This is a genomic window from Chengkuizengella axinellae (assembly GCF_030730905.1).
GTDB classification, from domain to species: domain Bacteria; phylum Bacillota; class Bacilli; order Paenibacillales; family KCTC-33759; genus Chengkuizengella; species Chengkuizengella axinellae.
Genome location: NZ_JAVAMP010000005.1, coordinates 87,733 through 109,374 on the forward strand (window position 1 = coordinate 87,733; position 21,642 = coordinate 109,374).

At 35.8% G+C, this 21,642-nt stretch carries 14 protein-coding genes; 2 read left to right on the forward strand and 12 right to left on the reverse strand.

The features are described from left to right. Nucleotides 1-101: 101 nt before the first annotated feature. Entirely contained in the window at nt 102-716 is a 615-nt protein-coding gene (locus tag Q5Y73_RS12605; RefSeq protein WP_305992262.1) for a TetR/AcrR family transcriptional regulator, read from the forward strand. A gap of 109 nt (nt 717-825) precedes the next feature. On the opposite strand, the gene murI is transcribed toward Q5Y73_RS12605, so the two are convergent. Then, a complete protein-coding gene (gene murI / locus Q5Y73_RS12610) occupies nt 826-1,644 on the reverse strand; it encodes a glutamate racemase (protein WP_305992263.1) in 819 nt (272 codons plus the stop codon). Nucleotides 1,645-1,887: 243 nt separating this feature from the next. Continuing rightward, nucleotides 1,888-2,601 (reverse strand): DinB family protein, encoded by a 714-nt coding sequence (locus tag Q5Y73_RS12615; RefSeq protein ID WP_305992264.1) that lies wholly within the window; start codon nt 2,599-2,601, stop codon nt 1,888-1,890. Nucleotides 2,602-3,237: 636 nt separating this feature from the next. On the opposite strand from Q5Y73_RS12615, the gene Q5Y73_RS12620 reads away from it, so the two are divergent. After that, nucleotides 3,238-3,774, forward strand: coding sequence for a CueP family metal-binding protein (locus tag Q5Y73_RS12620; protein WP_305992265.1), 537 nt, complete (start codon nt 3,238-3,240; stop codon nt 3,772-3,774). Nucleotides 3,775-3,833: 59 nt separating this feature from the next. On the opposite strand, the gene Q5Y73_RS12625 is transcribed toward Q5Y73_RS12620, so the two are convergent. The 10 genes from Q5Y73_RS12625 to Q5Y73_RS12670 form a co-directional block, all read right to left on the reverse strand. Further along, nucleotides 3,834-8,732 (reverse strand): fibronectin type III domain-containing protein, encoded by a 4,899-nt coding sequence (locus Q5Y73_RS12625; protein ID WP_305992266.1) that lies wholly within the window; start codon nt 8,730-8,732, stop codon nt 3,834-3,836. Between the two features lie 119 nt (nt 8,733-8,851). Next, nucleotides 8,852-12,886 (reverse strand): glycosyl hydrolase, encoded by a 4,035-nt coding sequence (locus tag Q5Y73_RS12630; protein WP_305992267.1) that lies wholly within the window; start codon nt 12,884-12,886, stop codon nt 8,852-8,854. Between the two features lie 280 nt (nt 12,887-13,166). After that, nucleotides 13,167-13,886 (reverse strand): serine aminopeptidase domain-containing protein, encoded by a 720-nt coding sequence (locus Q5Y73_RS12635; protein ID WP_305992268.1) that lies wholly within the window; start codon nt 13,884-13,886, stop codon nt 13,167-13,169. Nucleotides 13,887-13,901: 15 nt separating this feature from the next. After that, a complete protein-coding gene (bioF, locus tag Q5Y73_RS12640; RefSeq protein ID WP_305992269.1) occupies nt 13,902-15,104 on the reverse strand; it encodes an 8-amino-7-oxononanoate synthase in 1,203 nt (400 codons plus the stop codon). Then, nucleotides 15,104-16,096, reverse strand: coding sequence for a biotin synthase BioB (gene bioB, locus Q5Y73_RS12645; protein ID WP_305992270.1), 993 nt, complete (start codon nt 16,094-16,096; stop codon nt 15,104-15,106). Before bioB ends, bioF begins: the two co-directional genes overlap by 1 nt. Nucleotides 16,097-16,286: 190 nt before the next feature. Then, the gene (locus tag Q5Y73_RS12650; RefSeq protein WP_305992271.1) at nt 16,287-16,748 is read right to left on the reverse strand and encodes a GNAT family N-acetyltransferase; all 462 of its coding nucleotides are present in this window, start codon (nt 16,746-16,748) and stop codon (nt 16,287-16,289) included. Between the two features lie 30 nt (nt 16,749-16,778). After that, entirely contained in the window at nt 16,779-17,498 is a 720-nt protein-coding gene (gene bioD / locus Q5Y73_RS12655; protein WP_305992272.1) for a dethiobiotin synthase, read from the reverse strand. 169 nt (nt 17,499-17,667) lie between these two features. Next, a complete protein-coding gene (locus Q5Y73_RS12660) occupies nt 17,668-18,453 on the reverse strand; it encodes an SH3 domain-containing protein (protein ID WP_305992273.1) in 786 nt (261 codons plus the stop codon). A 1-nt stretch (nt 18,454) separates the two neighbouring features. Beyond that, nucleotides 18,455-19,348 carry a hypothetical protein gene (locus Q5Y73_RS12665; protein WP_305992274.1) on the reverse strand — a complete coding sequence of 298 codons (894 nt, stop codon included), beginning with the start codon at nt 19,346-19,348 and terminating at the stop codon, nt 18,455-18,457. 14 nt (nt 19,349-19,362) lie between these two features. Continuing rightward, on the reverse strand, nt 19,363-21,630 hold the full coding sequence (locus Q5Y73_RS12670; RefSeq protein WP_305992275.1) for a toll/interleukin-1 receptor domain-containing protein: 2,268 nt from the start codon (nt 21,628-21,630) through the stop codon (nt 19,363-19,365). Nucleotides 21,631-21,642 lie beyond the last annotated feature (12 nt).

The following is a 21,642-nucleotide window of genomic DNA, read 5'->3' on the forward strand; positions in this document are numbered from 1 at the left end:
CCTTCTTATTGTAAACTATACAGTGTAGTTTATATCAAGTCAATATTTTTTATACTACACAGTGTAGTTTACTTTTTGTTATAGAAGGTGAGTACTCAGCTATGAATGAATTAAAAAAAACAGCGAACACAACAAAAAAACGAGAATCTATTATGGATGGAGCTATCAAAGCCTTTGTAATAGAAGGATACGAAAAGGCATCTATGGATCGAATTGCTCATCATGCAGGAGCTTCTAAACGAACGGTTTATAATCATTTTGCCAATAAGGATGATCTGTTCCAAGCCGTCTTTAAAAGATTGCTGTCTGAACAAGAACGATTAAAAAATATCAGTTATGATCCTAATAAGACTTTAGAAGAGCAGCTTGCCCTTTTCGCTGATGCGGAAATCTTCCTAGTTAACGATCCAAATCGATTAGCATTATGCAAAGTGCTTACCACGGTATTTATTCAAGATTCTGAGTTAGCTAGGGAGACAAAATCCAAATATGGTCCACCTCATGCAAATCTTGTATCCTGGTTAAAATCAGCCCATGAAGATGGAAGAATGGAAACCCCTAATCCACGTTTGGCTGCTCAAATCTTTCACGCCATGATCGAAGGAGCTTTAACCTGGCCTGCACTCTTCCAACCCTGCCAAACTGATGAACAGTTAAAACCTTTAAAAGAGGATATGATCAAAACATATTTGTGCCGATTTGGGAAGAATATTTAAAAATCGATGGGTTTTTAATAAAGAGAATCTTGCTTTCAGTGGGAGCTTTTATCTCCCGCTGAATGTTAGATGACCTTATCAGGTGAAATTATGCAACATCTTCGTAAAATCAAATTAATTCTAGTTGTTCATTATTTATATGATAATTAGTATGAACATTGCCTAGTACCTCTAACAATTTTATGTAATTCGATAAAGAGTCTTGATCTAAAACTTTGTACCCAGAATCGAAAATGGATATATTGCCAGAACCCTCATTCAGTTTATTACTAGATTCAAGAATTCGCTTTAAATTTTTTACAGTTCCAATGCTGCCATCAATGATATCAACATCTTCACTAAATTGCTTACTTAACGACTCCCTGAAATATGAAAAATGAGTACATCCAAGTACTATTGTTCCATATTGTGTTAAGTCAAACTGAGATAATTGTTGTCTTAAATAAGGAATTACAATCTCTTCTCTGAATTCAAAGTTTTCGGCAAATTCCACAAGACCTGGCATAGGTAAATAGTCAACAATATCATGCTTATCAACATTTTTTACAAGAGTATGAAACTTTTCCTCTGCAAGAGTAAGCCTAGTTGCCAATACTAAAACTTTTTTTAGTTTGCCCTCGCTTATTTGAACGGCAGGTTTTACAGCAGGTTCTATACCAATAATCGGGAAATCATACTTTTGTCGAAGATCTTTTACTGCAATACTAGTTGCCGTATTGCACGCAATAACCAGTGCCTTTACATCTTGTTTAGCAATAAAATCAGAAGCTTTTAAAATATGTTCTTTCACAACTTCTTTTGGTTTTTCACCATATGGAACATGCAGCGTATCAGCATAATAGATGTAATCTTCATTGGGTAATAATCTTAGTGCCTGGTTAAGTACAGTCATTCCACCGATACCTGAGTCAAAAAATCCAATTTTCACTAACTCACTCTTCTTTCAAGATAATGTGTTTTCTATTTGAGAAATTATATTTACAACATTGATTAGAATCATGTATGTTTTATACTCTTATCAAATTATATACTGTACTGGTATCATCGACAACAGATACATAAAAATAGAGGATATCCAGTTATATTATTTTTCTACTAGACTTCCCCTATTTACTTTATAAATATAATTTAATAACATACCATGAGAAAGTTTTTGATTAATTGATGGTTTTTATACTATATTCTTTTTTTTGTTCATTTTCTCAATTTTATTTTTAATTCGTATACATTTATTCATATGTAAAAAATTATGTCTGGTAGTTGGCATGAGGAATAACCCAGCAATTGTTTTTTTACTCCAATATTCTGCTAACCATTTCGAACCTTCATTTAACATTTGTTCATCAAATAACCTTTGAATCCGACTACTCTGTATTTTTTCTCTAAACTGTGATGGTTTTAATGATTTGACAATGACACGAGTTTGACGCCCAACAGCAATTCTGTAAGCTAATAAAGATTCAATGTCAATCGAGGAACTAAGCTCGGAAATTTCAGATTCATTCATGTCATTACCTGAATGACTAAATCTAATATTCATCCTTTCAGTCCAGTTGTCGGAGGATAATACTTGCTGCCCTCCAGCAACCAATATGTTCATTGTAATATCCTCTACTCTTGCTATATGCCAAAGATGCCAAACTATCGAATTTCTGGTATCGGAACATGGAACTGGATAGCAACGCATTATATCTTCGGTAATATCGGAGAATAGAATATCCTCCCCGTGAATACCTAATGATCCTGCCATTTCAGAAGAATATATCAAACCTTGGGTACTGAGAATTAAATCAACTGCTTGATCATGCTCTTCAGTCTTCATGATACTTTTAGTTAATTCTCTATGTTTAGCATTCCAAGCTTGTCGTTCATCTTTATTATTCATTAGATCCACCTCACATATTTATTGATGATATCAATCCCATCCAACATTGGGAACGTATTTTCGTATAAATTAATATTATAGGATTTAAGATATATAGTCAATATATGGGAGATAATCGTTTTATTAGACCGTCGATAGGGTTCCTTTACAATCAGCAGTAACATATTCATTAGAAAGGACAACGACTAGTGGAACAACAGTACTCTCCACTCAGACCGATAGAGTTCAAGAATTAAGTGCTAGGTTCAATGTAGCTAATGAGCAGAAAAGTGAACTTATCAATAAAATTCCGGGATTAACATGGTGTGATGAAAGTCCAGAAGATGGAATTAACACTTATACAGTTATAATGGAACGTTTAGATGATGTGAGTGTTTCTGTTAATGACGAATTAAATTTTTCAAATGTACAAGTAGGAACTAAAGCCTTAAATGCTATCGTGTTACCTTTAAAATTTTAGGTATTGTGAAAAATACCTTTGTCCTTGGAGGAGTAAAAGGTATTTTTCATCTGTTTTAAAGATACTTCCTATTTCACCTGAATTGTGACATTTCAGTGATAAACTATACCTTCTTATTCTAACTTAAAAAATAAACGATATAATATAATTTAGAAACTATTAAGGAGTATATATCTATGAAAATAAATCGTTTACTTGTTGCTATCACAACAACAACACTTCTTTTAACAGCTTGTGCTGAAGATGTGGCACAAACACAAAAACAACAAGAAATGGATTCACAGTCTATTAAGGATCTTGTTTATGACTACAGTGTAGGTAACATTGAGGTGGAGAATGCATCCATCACATCTGAATATCTAATTGTACAGGATGTTAATCAGGAAGAACAAAAGTATGAATTACCAGAAGACGAATTCTTCGTTTCCATTGCGCCTTATATAAACAATACACATCCTTGTACTAACCACAACCTGACTAGCTGTCAAGGTGAACTGGCAAGCGAGACATTTGATGTTGTAATAGCAGATTCAACTGGGAATGTCATCGTTAGTAAAAGTATAGAATCTGGTGAAAACGGCTTTGTTGATATGTGGTTACCACGAGACAAAGAATACCAAGTAACCATAGAACATGATGGAAAAATTGCTGAAAGCAACCTCTCTACTTTTAAAACAGATGGAACCTGTGTAACAACAATGCAATTACTGTAAAAAAAGCATGCAAAGGATATCACCTTCTTTGCATGCTTTTTAGTGTTCAGCTACTTCAATTATGGTGTACTAGTCACCATTGGAATATCCTGCTGGAATTGACCTGCTATTCTGTATGTGAAACCATATTGAATATTCTCAATGACTTGACCATTCGTGACTGTAAACTCATATCTTGCTGTGGATGCATTATATACAAGCGTTGGGTTTTCTTGTGGTCCGTCATTTACCGTATAATGCAAGATAATATAATCATAGGCAGCATTCTCTTCTGGAGTAAACCAGATCGTAGCCTCCTGATCGTTGTTATATGTTACACCATGTGGTGCGGTAGGGTCTATCGGTACTTCAGGTTCGGTTGGCATTTCAGGTGTCGCATCCGTTGTCACCTGTAAGTTTTGGCTTGCTACTGATTCATTCCCTTCCTCATCTTTAGCCACTACACTAAATGTATAGGTCGTATTTTCCGTTAACCCTGTTGTTGTATAAAATACATCCGTTGTTGTTCCGTCTAACATTCCATCTTTATAGACATCATACTCAGTAACTCCCACATTATCTGTTGATGCTGTCCAAGCTAGATCCACTGTAGTTTCACCTTTAGCTGTGATTGTTACATTTGATGGCGCTGATGGTGCTTCTGTATCCACAGTCGGTTCCTCAGGTTCTGTTGGCACTTCAGGTTCTACAGGTGGTACTGGATCAGTAGTTCCTCCTGAACCTACAACATATTGATACCAATCAGAGTCTTGTCCAAAATTAATGAAGTATGTGTATTGGAAATCTACTACATCCCCTGCATTCAAGCCTTGAATTGTATACTCCCATATTCCATTTTCATTCACACTTCCAACATTTTGTTGTGCCCCATTATTTACTTTATAATGTACATCTGCAAAACCAGCTGTTCCTTCTGGGATGAACTTCAAAGTCACACTATTTCCACTGTCTACAATTTCAACAGAGAAATCTGGTCCAACAATGACATTTCCATCTCCAGGTACTGGAGCTGCATCCGTTGTCACAGTTAAAACATTGCTTTCTGCTGAAACATTTCCTGTTTCATCCTTAGCTAAAACCGTAAATGTATAAGTTGTGTTTGCTATTAAATCAGTCACAAGATACACTGTTGATGCTGTGCTACTTACAAGAATCCCATCCTGATAAACATCATAACCTGTTACACCTACATTATCTGTTGATGCTGTCCAACTTAAATCTATCGTAGTTTCACTCTTTGCTGTAAATGTTAAGTTTGCTGGTACTGTCGGTGCTTCAATATCAACTGGCAGAGCTGCTGTTGTTATTTGCAGTTCATTGCTAGCTAGAGACTCATTACCTGCATCATCTTTAGCAACTACTGTAAAAACATAAGTCGTTGATGGTTCCAAACCTGTTACAGGAAACGCAGTTTCTGTGGTTGTAGATAAAAATGCTCCATTCTGATAAACATCATAACCATTTACACCTACATTATCTGTTGCTGCTGTCCAACTTAAATTGACTGTTGTTTCGCTAATTGCAGTATAATTTAAATCTGTTGGAGCCGTTGGCGCTTCTGTATCGATTACTATATCCCCAGGTTTTTGTCCCATATCATAATTAAAATATTTAGAAAGTGTAGCTACACCATTAACTATCGTATTGTATCTGTAAGTCAGATTTGCATTTTCAGGTACTGTAAGTGCCATTTCAAAGTTGCCTTCTGCATTTTTAGCTAAGCTATATCCAGACTCACCCGCACCATTGATTCCTACTAATAAAATCACTTCATCAATACTTGAATTCGGTTCCACTATAACAGTTGCTGTCGTTGGTGTTGTTTCAATAATTTCTTGTGTATACCCTGGTCCAGGTTCGAAGCCGGAACGCACTTCAAAGATCTCACTTCTAGCTGACTCATTGCCATCTGCATCACGAGCCACAATTTCGTATGAATAAAAGGTTAATGGCTCCAACCCTATATCCTCAAAACTAGAATTTTCTGTAGTGATTACTTTGATTCCATCTCGATAAATATCATACTCTACTGTTAAAATATTATCTGCGGACTCACTCCAATCTAAAGCAATAGATTTATGTGTTTCCTCCAAGCTGGTGATACCTGTTGGTACATCAGGAGCTTGTGTGTCAATAATTGTAGTTGAGACTTGCAACGTCGAGCTCTCTCCTGATTTTGTATCAACGTCTTTAGCTTTTACAGTAAAATTGTAAGTTGTTGTTGGATTTAACCCTTCAATCTTTACTTCTTCTAAAGTAGATGACGCAGCATAATTTCCATCAACAAAAATATCGTACTCAACCACACCGCGATCATCTGTGGAAGGTTCCCATTCAATAGTTACATAGTCAGAAGCAACTCTCTTTACACTTAACCCTACTGGCACAGAAGGCGGGTTTGTATCTGGAATATACACACCTTGATCTGCGTTAAAACTTTTTGGAGCAACTGTAATTTGCTGTCCGTCTGAGAAGTTCACAATCTTTGTTTCATTCGTCATATTGTATACAACATACGTTTTTTCTCCGCTATCATCCTTAAATACAGCATAAAAAGGATAATCTGCTTGTACAGTGGCATCCACTGCACCTACATTTAATAAAGTATGAATCCAGCTGTACGTATAAGATACAGAGTTTCCTTCTTCTACTCTAAACAATCCATCAGGTGAAGCAGCAATCGCATTATTCATTAATTGGAGTGCTTGTACAGGATCTGCTAATGCTAGATACATCCATTGCAAATCATCCCAATAAGCTTCGGCATCAAAATCATAATTCGCATTCCCAGCTTCTTCAGCTCGTCCCCAAGCTTCAAATAATGGAAGCTCTGCTTGCAAGCTATTGTAACTTTTCAATACGTAATCTTTATCCTGTCCCAAGTACAAGGAACCGCCATGGAACGGCAGCCAAAGAATCGCATGTCTTTGTGCTGGGTTTTTCGTCCAAAAGGTTGCATTGTCTACTTTACCACCCCAAACAATGGTGTGTGCAACCTGCTCCCATTCCTCAGGATAAATATCGTTATTTAAATTAAAATAGTATTCATTGGAAGCATCTACTTCAGAAGTGTACAAATAAATTCCTAAATCTCTAATTTCCTTTCCTTCTGCTTCTTTCCCAGGTAAAGTGGACAACAATTCTCCCCATAATACAATTCCAGTCCATGCATTAATTGCCTCTGAAACAGATTCTTGGTTGTTACCTGCACCAAACCCAGACTTTCCATCTGCCCATGAATGACCTGCATATGGATCGTAATTTCTTAAAAACGGGAACATTGCATCATCACGATCAGGTGAAGCAATATGACGAATAAGCATGTCAACCATTTCACCATACTCCGTTAAAAACTGCTCATCTGCTCTAGCAATTTCAGCCGCAGCTTTGATGAAATAACCATAATGAAAGTGATGATCTGTCATATTCGGAGCACTATAGAACCCTTCTCTATACCCAATCATGGCTCCCCAAGTATCATTGTAATAAAAGAATTCTTGATTATCCTGATTTCCATTCTCATCAGATGCTGTCAACCAGTCGGTGACCATAATTTTTGCTTTGTCTAAAGCAATAGCAGCTAAATTTTCAAACTCACTTTTGTCAGCTGGATCACTCACACGATTGGCAATATCCTCTGCAAGACCATATAACGTTGTTAATCTTGCCATTTCCTTACCAGTAAAGTAAGTGTCTACATCTCCTGGATTTGAGTTTGGATCCTCTGGATTAGGGAAGTGTCGGTTAATCTCCTCTTCTAAATAAAATTTCAATTGCGCTATATTATCCGCATTCAAATCTCCTAAATAAGGAAGGTTTGGCAAAACACCAGTATACGTATCCTCAATAGTAAAGGAGTTGCCAATCAACGTTTTCAGTTCACCCTGCATAGAATCATACGTATAACCTGTATAATCTGCATCCATTCCTCTCCATTGAGTAGCATATAATGTCATCCACGTTTCATTTGGGGCGCCTGATTCTTTAGGTGTGATCGTAAATTGATAGTTTGTATACACTTTACTAGCAGCTTCATCAAAAGACCAGTTCACTTTTGTATCTGTAACAAAAGAATACGCATACTCTTTCATTTGATCAAAAACTGAGATTGCTTCAGCCTCAGATTTCACATCTGGCAGCAATGCAAGTGAAAAATAGTTTTTTCCTACTGGTAAGTTGTTCACTAATGTTGTTGTTCCTAATCCTGACCATGTAGAACCTGTTGGACCAAATAAAGCATAATAATTTCCATTGATTGAAACACCAACTATTGCATCGTTTTCAGTTCCAACAAAAACTTCAGGTGCACGATCGAAGGTTAATGAGGGATTTCCACCTTCATAAATTGCATAGACAAATGGTGAGCCATGTCCGTAACTTACACTCATTCCTGCCCCGCCATTATTAAAATCAGCTGTAACAAACCAATCACTAAATCCACCCGTTTTTGCCTCAGAAAAACCTCCAACACTTGAATGCCCTAACACAAAATCATTGCTAGTATCCTTAGGCAGTTCAGCTGTAATAAATCCTTGCTCTGGATAAACTACATCATTTGTTGCGCTGATACCAGATGCACCAACTAGTTTAGAATTGCCTGGGTAATAAATTTGTAAACCTTGTGTTTTAGGATATACCGCTAACGGATGCGGATATTGAGGTTCACTAAAAGTATCCCAATTCATGTTGGTCCACCAATCACTTGTAGGTGTTGGTTTCCATTCAGGTGCATCAGGACCTGTCACATTGGATGAAATAAAAGGTTGTGGCTCTGGATAGGCTTGAGCATTTGGATCAATAAACCATGTGGCAGGTTTATCTGTTTCTGCAGGTAAAATCGTAGTATAACTTCCAGAACCTACTTGCACCTCTCCATCAAAAGCAGATGATGTTGAAAATGGTACGAGTAAACTCATCACTAAACATATCACCAGACTGAATGTAAACGTTTTCTTCATATAAAATATCTCCCCTTTATTTACTAAAAATGATAAACATATCATTCACTCACATTAAACCATTGTAAACCAGCAAGGGAGATGAAGTCCCTCGCTGATTTAATAGATTTGGAATGATGTTAATCAGCAAGACCAGAGCCAACGATATATTGATACCAATCCGTATCATGAGCTAGATTTATAATATACGTATATTGGAAGTCAATGACATCTCCTGCACTCACGTCAGGAATTGTATATTCCCAAATTCCATTTTGATTTACACTTTTAACATTTAATTGTCCGCCGTCATTTACTTTGTAGTGTACATCAGCAAGAACTAACGGATTTTCTGGTACAAACTTTAATGTGACGTTATTTCCATCATGTTCAATCTCAATCGTGAAATCAGGACCTGTGATTACATTATCCCCACCTGATACCGGTGGTTCAGGTTCTGTTGGTACTTCAGGAGTCCCTCCTGTTTCGCCAGAGCCAACGATATATTGATACCACTCCGTATCATGAGCTAGATTTACAATGTAAGTGTATTGAAAATCAATGACATCTCCTGTGCTTACCCCTGGAATTGTATATTCCCAAATTCCATTATTATTTTCACTTCTAACATTTAATTGTCCACCATTATTTACTTTGTAGTGTACATCAGCAAGAACTAACGGATTTTCTGGTACGAATTTCAAGGTGACACTATCACCATTGTCCACAATTTCAATCGTGAATTCAGGTTCAACTATAACATTTCCATCTCCAGGTACTGGAGCTGCATCCGTTGTCACAGCTAACACATTGCTAGCAGCAGACTCATTTCCTGCTAAATCTTTTGCTTTAACTTCAAACGTATATGCTGTATTCTCTGTTAATCCTATAATTTGATATGAAGTTGCAGTTGTACTGTTCACATAGACTCCATTTTGATACACATCATACCCAACAACACCAACATTGTCTGTAGCTGCTGTCCAAGCTAAGTCCACGGTCGTTTCATCTTTTGCTGTAAAGATTAAATCTGCTGGCGCAATTGGCGCTATTGTATCTGTTGGGTCAGGATTGCTTACTAAACCAGTACCTACTTCATACCCATACCAAGCTGTATCTTCAAATAATCCATTTTTTACATAAGTGTAATAAAATTCAATATGATTGCCTTCACTAACTGCTGGAATTGTAAATTCCCAAGTCCCATTGTTATTTATAGTTGGTACATTTTGTTGTACACCATCGTTAATGACATATCTCAAATCTACTAAATTACTACTTTCTGTTGGTGTGAATGACAATGTTACTTCTGTGCCTTCGTCAATAATCTCAACCACAAAATCCGTTTCTATGATTGTTATAGACTCTCCACCAGCTGGAGTTGCTTCGGTTGTTACAGTTAAACCATTACTTGCAGCAGATTCATTGCCTGCTCTATCCTTTGCAACAACTGTGAATGTATGTGTGCTTTCTGCGATTAAACCAGTTACTTCATAACTTGTTCTTGTTGTACTGTTTAACAAACTTCCATTCTGATATACATCATATGCTGTTATACCTACATTATCTGTTCCTGCTGTCCAAGTTAGTTCTACCGTAGTTTCGCTCACATTAGCAGCAGTTAAGTTAGTTGGTGCCGTTGGCTCTTCTGTATCAGGTACTGGTGGTTCTCCACCACTTGGGGGCGTATTTGAGCAATTTCCTCCTGGACTAACCGCTGTTTCTTGAGCCATAGCATTAGCTGGAACTATTAATTCATAACAATCTGAGAATGTAACTGTAATATCCAAATCTGATGCGTTATATGCTACATACGTATTTACACCATTTTTGTTGAATACAGAATATAGAGGTGTATTTGCAGTCACATCAAAATTAGGTAATCCATATACATCTAATGATCTAATCCATTGGTACGTATGTGCTCTAGACTCTCCAAATTCAACACCAACAGCTGGATCAATCTCCGTGTCCTCATCCTTCCATAATGTTAGCGCTTCTGCGGGATTACTAAGTGCATAATAAGAAACTAAAATATCCTGCCAGGCATCGGTATTATCTAATCCCGCCCAACCATACTGTTCTTTTTTCTGCAAATAATTAGGGAACTCATCATACGTATTGTTGTAGTTTAATGCAACATAATCTGGATCTGTCCCCAAATAAAGTGAAGCCGGAGTAATTGGTAGTATTTGAATACCATGTGCCTCTACTGGGTTTTCTGTCCACCATGTCGTATGATTGTATTTACCACCCCAAACCATAACTACATCGTCATTTGAGTATTCTGGTTCTAAAACATCTCCATAAATATCAAACCAATAATTGTTAATTGCTTCTCTTTCAGTTGTATACATATAAATTCCAGCATCTCTTATCTCGTCGTTTCCTGTTGCCTCACCCCATAATATCAAGGAAGCCCATGCATTCATTGCTTCTGAAGAGGACTCGTGATTATTACCACCGTATCTCCAATCATCAGCATCAATAAATCCAGGTCCGTTAGCCCAAGAATGACCAGCATATGGATCAAAGTTTCTTAAAAATGGGTATTTAGTTGAATCTCTATCCGTTGTTGCAATATCTCCAACTAGTTCATTCACCATGCCTCCCCATTGATCTTCTTGGTCCCAAGCATCCACAGTATTTGGTTCTTGTAGAGCAACTTGTGCAGCTGCATAAATCCAATATCCCCAGTGGAAGTGGTGATCATTGAGTTCAGTATCTGAAAAATAACTTGCGCTATAACCAATTAAAGTCTTCCAATGATCATCATAATAAAAATAATTATCATCTACAGGTTGTCCTGCTTCGTTATATTTGGTAGGGGTGAACCACCATTCCATCGTATTTTTCATAGACTCTACAAAAGCATCCGTTTTTTCATCATCATTTAATTGAGCCGTAATCGGTGCAAGATTGGATACTCGTCCAAGGTTTTTACCCATCCAATACGTATCGTATCCACCATTACCTTGATCAGCACCTGCATTTATGAACGGAGGGTTTAATCCCATTCCATAATCAAAGTATTCTGTAACGTAATCTTCTAATTTAGTAATATCCTCAGAATCCGTTAATGCTGGCATCCAAGGTAAAATACCATTAAACACATATTGTGTACTGAAGCCATTCCCAGTAATCGCTTTCATCGTTCCTCGAATTGTATTGTAAGAATATAAATAAGTTGACTCAGATATTAATGGATTGTATCTCCACTGATGAGGGTACAGTGCAGTAACAGTTTCAGTATTTGTTCCTTCCATTGGTGTCGTTTCAATAATATAGTCGGTAGTTAAAGTGCTGCTCGCTTCATCATAATTCCAATCTACTCTTGTGTCTGTAATAAAAGCAAAAGCACGATCCTTATAAAGATTAAACGCATTTATACTTCCCTCAGGCAGCCCTGCTACAGTAAAAAAGTCTTTACCTGTTGGTAAATCAGCGATCACTTCGTTACCATTATTAGTCCAGGTTGTACCTGTTGGAGCATATAAACCATAATAGTTAGTTTGGCCATTATTATTAACAGAAATTTGAATTGAAGAACCATCTTGATGAAGTATAGTTGTAGGCAAGTTAAATTTCACCTTAGGCTCTGCACCTTCAAATGTAAAATACGCAAATGGGCTTCCATGTGCAATGGTTGCTTTCATATTTTTGCTACCGTCACCGCTGGCCATTAAGATATCAGCCGACCAATCATCAAGCTTGTCCGCTTTTGCATCAGCAGGTGAAAAAGTAGTTGCTTGAACCTCTAAATCAATTTGTCCTGGACGGTGCTCTCTTTCCAATTCATTTTCACCATCTAATAATGTTTTCACTGTTTTAGGAGGGTTGCTGATTTCAAACCCAGTTGGTGTAGCTTGGAACGAAAGTGGATGAGCATATAAAGCGCCTGAATATTGGTGCCATAATACTGAAGTTAACCAGTCATTCGTAGGCAAAGGTTTTCCATCAAAATTGCTTGTAGTATAATCTTCTGCTGGTGGAGATTTTCTTGGACCTAGTACCCAATTATATAACTGATTCCCTTTTTGAACTGTCGAATAACCGCCTTCACCAACTGCTACATCATCTTCAGTAATGTCCGCAATAGCAAAATTAGCAGGAATTAAAGCTGTAAATATCAGTGTAAGCGTTGTCATAATAGATAAAAATTTGATCTTATTCAATGTACAAACACCCCTCTTTTTTTCTAGTACTTACTAATTAAAAATATAAATCTTTCTCCACCTAGTAATTCATTGCTGCATTAGTATATTGAAACCGATTTCAAAATACAGGAATTAAAGAAGATTGAAATCGATTCCAATATTTACATGCCATTAAATCATCTCCTCTCATATTTAGTTAACCAAGTTATGTGTAGCTAACATAAGTTTATACTATATTAATCCGCTTTGTAAATAGGGAATTTGACATGTTTTGATGAATTTTGTCGATTGGTGTCTATTATTCATTTAAAAATTGATTTACTTGATAGATAAATTGTTTTTTATCATATAGAAATGGAACATGCCCATTTCCTATTAGTAATGTTCTATCTGATACTAGTTCATCCGGAAAACCGGAGGGACATATTGGATCCTTTTGTCCATGAATCCATAGTAATGGAAACTCACTCTCATCGTTATTAAATTCAATCCAGTTAGACGTGAGATCTGTGTTCATTAGATAATTAAGACCTGCTTCTAATCCGTTTAAGCTGAACTCTGTCTTTTCACTATATAATAATTGACTTGTCTGTGCGGTTGCTTCAAAAGATTGAAAAACAAGCTTTTTAAATTGAAGAATCGTTTCTTCAGGGTCTATCAACAGCTGCTTTTTCATACGTTTAACAATTCTTTCGGACCATCCTTTTGTTCGATCTTGATTTGTAAATTTTAAAGTCGAAGAAATGACAATAAGAGATTTAATATTAAATTTTTCTCTCTTCTTTTGCTCAAATACAGATTCTAATGCTAACATGCCTCCCATTGACCAGCCTATTAACGTCCATTCACCAGGTGAATCTAGCAGCTTTTTTTCTATCGCTAAATAAAAGTCCTCAATATTCAGACACTCTCCAAAGTGTACTAAATGATGCTCGTAATCTGGTAAATCTTCTATTACTTCTGACCAAATTTGGGTGGACATTCCCCAACCATATATCCACAGACATTTTCTAGACATATATTGTTCCCTCTTTTATAACGTGATCTTTAATTGTTGCCCAATTTCACCTATGTGGACTAGTGCTTCTTTCAAATCTACTTCTTGATGTATACTCATGATTGTAAATCTTATTCTTGCAGTACCTTCTGGAACAGTAGGCGGTCGTACAGCGAGAGCAGCTACTCCTTTTTCTTGCAGATGATTACTAAAATTCAGCGTTTCTTTATTGTCACCAACTATTATAGGTATAATTTGCGATTCACTTTCACCTGTATTAAACCCTCTAAATTGAAGCTCCTTTTTAAACCAAGCCGATTTTTCCAATAACGATTTTTGTCTCCAGCTCTCATTCTGAACCCGCAGCCAGTTTTGCAGGATAACAGCAATATTGATCGGTGGAAGTGCGGTTGTAAAGATAAAACTCCTTGCTTTATTCATTAAATATTGGATTAAAATGGAGTCCCCAGCAATATAAGCCCCGTAACAACCATAAGCTTTGCTAAATGTACCCATTTGAATATCAACTTCATTTGATAACCCTAAGGAATGTACTAATCCTTGTCCTTGTGCTCCATAGATACCACCGCTATGTGCTTCATCCACCATAAGCATTGCACCGTATCTATTTTTCAATTCTACTAATTTTTCTAATGGTGCGATGCTACCATCCATACTAAATATGGAATCCGTGACGATTAATTTTCTCTGATTCGAATCTGCATTCTTCAACAAATACTCCAAATGCTCAATATCTCTATGTTTATACCGTTTGTGCTCAGCCCTGCTTAAAATGATGCCATCCACTATGCTTGCATGATTTAAACGATCGCTTAATACAAGATCCTTTCTTCCAATCAAAGCAGAAATAACCCCAAGGTTTGCCATATAACCGCTGCTGAACACTAAACAATCTTCTGTCCCTTTATACGAAGCAAATTGCTTTTCAAACTCTCTGTAAATGGGATCATTACCGACAATCAATCTAGATGCCGTTGAACCAAAACGAAGAGAAGAAGAGATTGGCTCTTCTTCCTTCATGAACTGATATCTTTTATTTTCATTCAAGCTCTCGCTTAAACCTAAATAGTCATTTGAAGCTAAATTCAACATTTTTTTGCCGCCACGCAATACCCACCCATTTTCCAATAAAGAGGTATCATGCAACGTTCTAAGCTGTGATTTTTCTTTTAGTGATTGTAATTCCTCTTCCATCCATTTCCATTTTCCATGAACCATTATAAAGCACATTCCTCTACTTCAAACCCTAGATCTTCAATCATTTTATGGTCTGCTGTTGCTGCTTGACCTTCTGTTGTTAGGTAGTCTCCAACAAAAATAGAATTTGCTGCATACAATCCAAGCGCCTGCAATGATTTTAAATTCACTTCACGTCCACCAGAAACACGAATTTCTTTAGTTGGGTTAATAAAGCGGAATAAAGCTAATACTTTTAAGCACTTTCTAGGGTTCAACTCATCCATGTTTTCCAAAGGTGTTCCTTTAATAGCATTCAAAAAGTTTACAGGGATAGAATCTGCATCTAATTCACGTAATGCATAGGCCGTTTCAACAATCTCCTGATTGGATTCTCCCATTCCAACAATACAACCAGAGCATGGGGACATGCCAGACTTTTTTACTTGTTCAACAGTTTCCACACGATCATCATATGTATGTGTTGAAGTAATGTTGGCATAATTGGATTTACTAGTATTTAAATTATGATTGTAACGATCTACACCTGCATCTTTCAATCGTTCTGCTTGCTCATCAGATAAAATACCTAAACAAGCACAAATTTTCATAGGCATCAAATCTTTAATTTCTTTGACAGCATCGATCACTTCATCTAATTCTTTGCCTGATGGACCTCTTCCGCTAGCTACAATACAATATGTACCTACCTTCATCTCCATCGCTTTTTTGGCTCCATCTACCAATGTATCTTTCTCTAATAGAGAGTATTTTTCAACGGGAGCTTCAGAAACGATAGATTGAGAACAATACCCGCAATCCTCAGGGCATAATCCGCTTTTCGCATTTATAATTAGATTCAATTTCACTTTTTTACCGTAATAGTGTTTTCTAACTTGGAACGCGGCATTCATAATAGACAACAACTCGTCATCATCCGCTTCTAACACAGATAATCCTTCCTCAAGTGTAAGCAGTTCACCCTTTATTGCTTTTTCAGCATATTCGTTCCAATTGCGAGTGGTTGTAATCATTAATAATTCCTCCTGAATCCTTCTCATTTTAATTCATAATCTAAAATTTTAAGTAGTATATGTTAGTTCAAATCTACTAATATTATATGCATCATTTGTTAACTAATGTGTCGCTGTAAAAGTTAACAATTCGATTGTACTATATTAACCTGCATCTTAAAATACTTATTTTTCCTCAAGTAAGATATTACTACTGCAGTTTCTTCTTTAATTTCAATGACGTACCTTTAAAACCCTCTCTGCGATAAAAGGAAATGGTTCTCGCTGAGCTTTCTTGATTAGGAGTGGCCACTTCTAAACGAGCCCATCCATTTTCTTTACCATACTTCTCTGCTTCATTCAATAATTGTAAACCTACAGCTTGTGAGCGAAATTCAGGCATTATATATAACTCTTGAATAATCCCAATCTTTCCACCTGCGTATAAAGAAGTTGTTTCCATTAACGTGATGATTCCAATGGGTAATCCGGTGAGGTCACTTGCAATGAAAGCTGCATACTTCCCTTCATCAAAAAAACGCTTGCAAAGCGAAATAGTTGATTTCTTAGCTATGGGGAGCTTTTCCCCAAGCTCTATCAGAAGAGACTCGACAAGGTCTACAACAATCTCAGCCTCGTCTCTTACTGCCTTTCGAATTGAAATTGCACTCATTTTGTTCTCCTTTATTTGTTATCATCTTTACTAAAACAGGAGTTTTAAATCTAGATGCTTTTCAATGAGATTCATCCATTGTTGACGTCTTGCGGTCCAGTCAATCCCTTGTTCGTTCTCAAAATCTAACCAAGGTAGCTTTCCAAGAACAGGAACCCTTCCAAAATTTTCAATCATCGTGATATTTTCTTTAAGAGCTGGGTCATTCCCATTCAGATAGCCGTTTAAAATCACTCCTTTAACCTCAAGCCCCATAGTCCGAGCATAGCTTATAGAAAGGCAGGTATGGTTTACCGTACCTAAGCCCGCTCTTGCTACAATAATAAGAGGAAGCTTTAATTCACTAGCTAAATCAGCTATCGTTTTGTTCTCAGCAATGGGTACAATTAATCCACCTGCTCCTTCAGTGATAAGAAAATCACTGTTTTCAAGACGTTTGAGACCCTCTTCAACTAATACTGAAAAATCAATCTCCTTACCTTCTCGTTTTGCAGCGACCCATGGTGCTAGAGGCTTAGGAAACGTATAGGTAGCGATATCTTTTTCTTGCTGATCCAATCCACTTCCATGTAGAAGTCGATAACTATCTGCATTTGGATCACCTATAATGACTCCAGATTGAACGGGTTTCCACAAATTCACATTTTCATGTTCAGATTTGCTTTTAATAAAAGCTGCCAATGCGGCTGCAACCTCCGTTTTCCCTACGTCTGTATCTGTGGCTGTAATAAATAATCCTTTATTGTTCATTTTATGTACACCTTTATATTAAATATGTTTTTAATTGTTAACCTCACTTATTATTTTATAGTTAACAATTAAACTAGATTGATTGTACTATATAATAGTTTTATGAACAATAGGAGAACAAAAAACCACTAACAAAAATAATGTCAGTGATTTCTTCACATCATAATACTTATTTCAGTTCGACAATCGCACTAGATATCCATCCCACTAAACCATTGCTTGTTTCTACCTTCACCCATGTAATTCCACCTAACGTTTCTTCTTCTCCTAGAAAGATTAACTCTTCACTTTCACCAATGACCTCAATAATATTATTAACTGTAGTTGAAGAAACGGGTTCTTTGCGAAGATTTCCTCCTTCTGTACCTGGAACAAGTCTCATTTTAATGATTTCAGCATGAACAGCCTCAATTTCATCTTCTTGTTCCTCTATTCCTTCTACTAGTCGATTAGCAATATCATCGTAATATAGATCCCCTTGCAATATTTCAAAAAACACCCAGTCATTGATTTCAAGCCATGTTGTTGAAATTTTATTGTCGGGTAACTTGGCAATGATAATACCAATGACAAGAACTATAAGAATAGAAACATTTACATAACGTCTTTTGAATTTTCGCTTATTTTCTGCCTTAAAATCGACTATTTTTTTCAAACTATTAAATTTCAATAAAATAGTTTGAGTTAGTTGTTCAAGCTTCAGAACAAACATAAAATTCTTCTTTCCTCTTTTAATGCTCATAAATAATATGAGCCCAGTTATAGTATCTATTACATAAACAAATCCTGCATATACTTTTTCTACAATTAAAATGAATAACACCAATACTTTAGGCAATAACTTAATCAAAGTGAAGTAAATCAAATATAAGAGTACTATGACTAAAAATACCGCACGAATCCAACTTGGAAAATACATCCACAAAGAAGATAATGTAATGTATATACTCTCCATACTAACTCCATTCCTCATCATCAGAGTTGTTCACTTCAAGATCATCATTATTTTTAAAGCTATTTCCCGCTTGTTTTTCCTCTATTAAAGGGGAAGTCTCATTTTGTCCTGCTGGTAAAATTGAATCTCCTAAGATGCTTTTAGCCCGCATATATTGAACCTCATCAATAGTACCATTAACAAATTTTTCTCGAATCATCGTTTTCGATTTTTCAAGTTCTTTTACTTTAGAGCGAAGCTCCATCTTAAACTCACTAACATCATCATATAACGGTAAAAGTAAACCCACAGGGGTACCTTGGAATATTTCAAGGAGCTCTTCTGCTTTTTTATTCTTAATCTCTTTCTCTAAATCAACGTCTTCCATACTTCTGCGATGATTTTTCAGCCTTTGTTTCAATTCTTCACTCAAATCTACATCCCCATCAAGCATAATCTTCAGACCCATTTTTTCAAGCTCATCTGTATTCAATTGATCTGGAATAATATGTTCAACTTCACTAATGTCACCGACTTTATACTGCCTACAAGCTTTTTTGATTTGCATCTTCAACTGCTTTTTAACATCTGTTTCAACATCTTCAATTCTACTTTCTATGAAATGATCAAATTGATTAATTTTTATCGTGATGTTTATATCCACTAAAAAATTATCACCAATATCCTGAGAAGAAAATTCTTCTTCTATTTTCGCATGAATTGGAGTTTGATTAATACGGTATCTAGTTGTAAATCTTTTCAATTTCATCTCAGCTCGCGATAACCGTTCTCCATTTTCTACCACGCGGTATTCCCCATTCAGGTTTTTATAAACATATGTATAAGAAGGCGTTGCATAAGGTTCTTGTCCTAAAATACTATATTTAACAGAATCCACACTATCAATCACATTCATTTATATTGCTCCTCTCAAAAATTAATATATTTATTCAAAAATACAGGACTATCTGCTTTCTGTAATTCTTGGTTTAAGAAAATATGTATTCGGTGTTTACTATCACTCGCCCCATATTTCATTAAGTGTTTAATAAGGTTCCACAGTTTTTTTTCATTCACTTCGTTTCCTAATGCAGTTTTTGCCCATTTCTCCAATAAAATATTTTGGGTCGGATTTCGATAAAGGTCATTTAAGTACTTAATCCAAAAATCATGATGTTTGTCCGATTTAAAGAACAAGTCTGGATGAGACAAAAATATGCCCGATGCAAAACGTAATACAACGCCGTATTGGGCTCCTTCAAGCTCAGTAAACCAATTTTTCCAAAATTGAAAATAGATCTTTTCATAATTCCCACCCCACAATGCAGCACGATTAAGCTGATTCATTGTTTTCTTAATGGGATAATAAAGTTGTTTTTCATTTTGATTAAATACCGTTTGAATCAGATTCAGACTTTGATGAAAGTGACGCACTCCTATATCTTTTCCCAATAAAATAATCGCCGTCCACTGAAGGCTTTTATTTCTAGATCCTATCCATGATTTCATTAGATTAAATACCTTATGTGCAAAATTTTTATCCTGAGCTACCTTTTCTAAAAGGTGCACAATAAACCACCTTTGTTTTACATGATTGGATTTAGCCAACGGTTGAATTATTTTTTCACGTACACCTGAAAAATCCAGCTTTGCAAGATGTACAAGAATGTTTAATAGAAGATATTTTGACATGTCCCCTTCATTCATCAATTTAAATATCCAGTTGGTAATGGGAAGTTGATAATCATCTATTTGTGTCCAAACATACTCCCAAACATAATGACCATCTTCTGGGTATTTAAAGTGCATCTCATCTATTTCTTCTGTACCTATATCACTTTGACGTAATCCTCTCTTCTCGATTACATGAAAGAATTCAAACCTTTCCTCTTTTGATCTGTGCTTTTCCTTCTGAAATAGCATCTGTCCTTCTTCTTGAGTAATCATTTGTGATAATAATTTTGATTTTTCTCGAATAAAGGTAGAGGGATTTCCTTCAAATAATCCAATGGACAAATAGAAAGCAATATCCGATATATGTGTATTTTGTTTAAACCATGTTTGAACTCTAACTTTGGTTTTTGTATAAAATGAATCCTTTAAATGATGTAAAGTGATCTCACCTGAAACGTATAATTTGATTTGCTTCAAAATAGGATTGAGCTCATCTGGATAAATCAATTCGGGCAGTACGCCCTGAGATTCATGGCTGTTTAACCATTCTTTCATTTTGAAAGCGACTTCTGTATTACCTTCTGACCACTTTATATATTTAAACAGCATATCCATTACGTTTTCAGGAGCAGACACATGTACAGATACAGAAGACAACATGGTTTGAGATGATGGTGATTTTGAAATAAACACCATAAAAGATTGTTTATCCTTTAAACGCTGGATCAAAACTTCCATTTCATGTGCTGTAAAACTATTAAAAAACTGTAGTTCATCTGCTTCGATGATTAAACCGATCTTAGATTTTAAACGGTGATTAACCATTTCTTTTAACGAAGTTTCTTTTTCCCATTCGTATATTTCTTGTATTCCTAAACTTTGTAGCAGTGCAATAGCAGAAGTGAACTTTCCTGTTTGATTTGTATGATGAAAATGAACAATACTTTCTTGTAATAGTATCTGTTTTGCTATCTCCATATTTGGAAAAGGAACATACACTTCCTTCACCTTGTTTAAAGTGTATTCGTTAACTTTATACAAGTGAACGCGTAATTGATTTTGTAATACTAACGGTTCATTCACCGATAATTTTTGAATATCTTTTTTACTGTCTTTACTATTTTCCTGTGTAATTTCTCCAATTGTTTCAACAATTTTATCAAGACCTTCTGTAGAAAAATCAATCCATTGCAAATCACATAAATTTAATTCAAGTGATTTAGGAACTCGTGCTTGATTGATAACAATCGGTATAATTGGTAGATCATAGTAGAGTGCTCTATCAATTTCTTTTGGGACAAATTTAGAATCTCCAACATTTTCAGTGATGAATACGATACACATGTTTACTTTTTGTTCTAAATCCTCAATAATTCTAATATAATAACGGTCACCCTTTGGAATATCTCTCGGGGCATACCAACAAGGGATATGATTGCTTTCCAGATATTCAGCAACTTCCTGTACTAATTCAGCATCTTTTGAAGAATGACTTAAAAAAACAGGCTTTTTATGATCTGTCAATGAAATCTTCTC

Bases quoted from the DNA above. Each gene is read 5' to 3' on its own strand.
- Q5Y73_RS12605 (WP_305992262.1), top strand. From the start codon at position 102: ATGAATGAATTAAAAAAAACAGCGAACACAACAAAAAAACGAGAATCT.
- Q5Y73_RS12615 (WP_305992264.1), bottom strand. From the start codon at position 2,601: ATGAATAATAAAGATGAACGACAAGCTTGGAATGCTAAACATAGAGAA.
- Q5Y73_RS12620 (WP_305992265.1), top strand. From the start codon at position 3,238: ATGAAAATAAATCGTTTACTTGTTGCTATCACAACAACAACACTTCTT.
- Q5Y73_RS12625 (WP_305992266.1), bottom strand. From the start codon at position 8,732: ATGAAGAAAACGTTTACATTCAGTCTGGTGATATGTTTAGTGATGAGT.
- Q5Y73_RS12635 (WP_305992268.1), bottom strand. From the start codon at position 13,886: ATGTCTAGAAAATGTCTGTGGATATATGGTTGGGGAATGTCCACCCAA.
- bioF (WP_305992269.1), bottom strand. From the start codon at position 15,104: ATGGTTCATGGAAAATGGAAATGGATGGAAGAGGAATTACAATCACTA.
- bioB (WP_305992270.1), bottom strand. From the start codon at position 16,096: ATGATTACAACCACTCGCAATTGGAACGAATATGCTGAAAAAGCAATA.
- Q5Y73_RS12650 (WP_305992271.1), bottom strand. From the start codon at position 16,748: ATGAGTGCAATTTCAATTCGAAAGGCAGTAAGAGACGAGGCTGAGATT.
- bioD (WP_305992272.1), bottom strand. From the start codon at position 17,498: ATGAACAATAAAGGATTATTTATTACAGCCACAGATACAGACGTAGGG.
- Q5Y73_RS12660 (WP_305992273.1), bottom strand. From the start codon at position 18,453: ATGGAGAGTATATACATTACATTATCTTCTTTGTGGATGTATTTTCCA.
- Q5Y73_RS12665 (WP_305992274.1), bottom strand. From the start codon at position 19,348: ATGAATGTGATTGATAGTGTGGATTCTGTTAAATATAGTATTTTAGGA.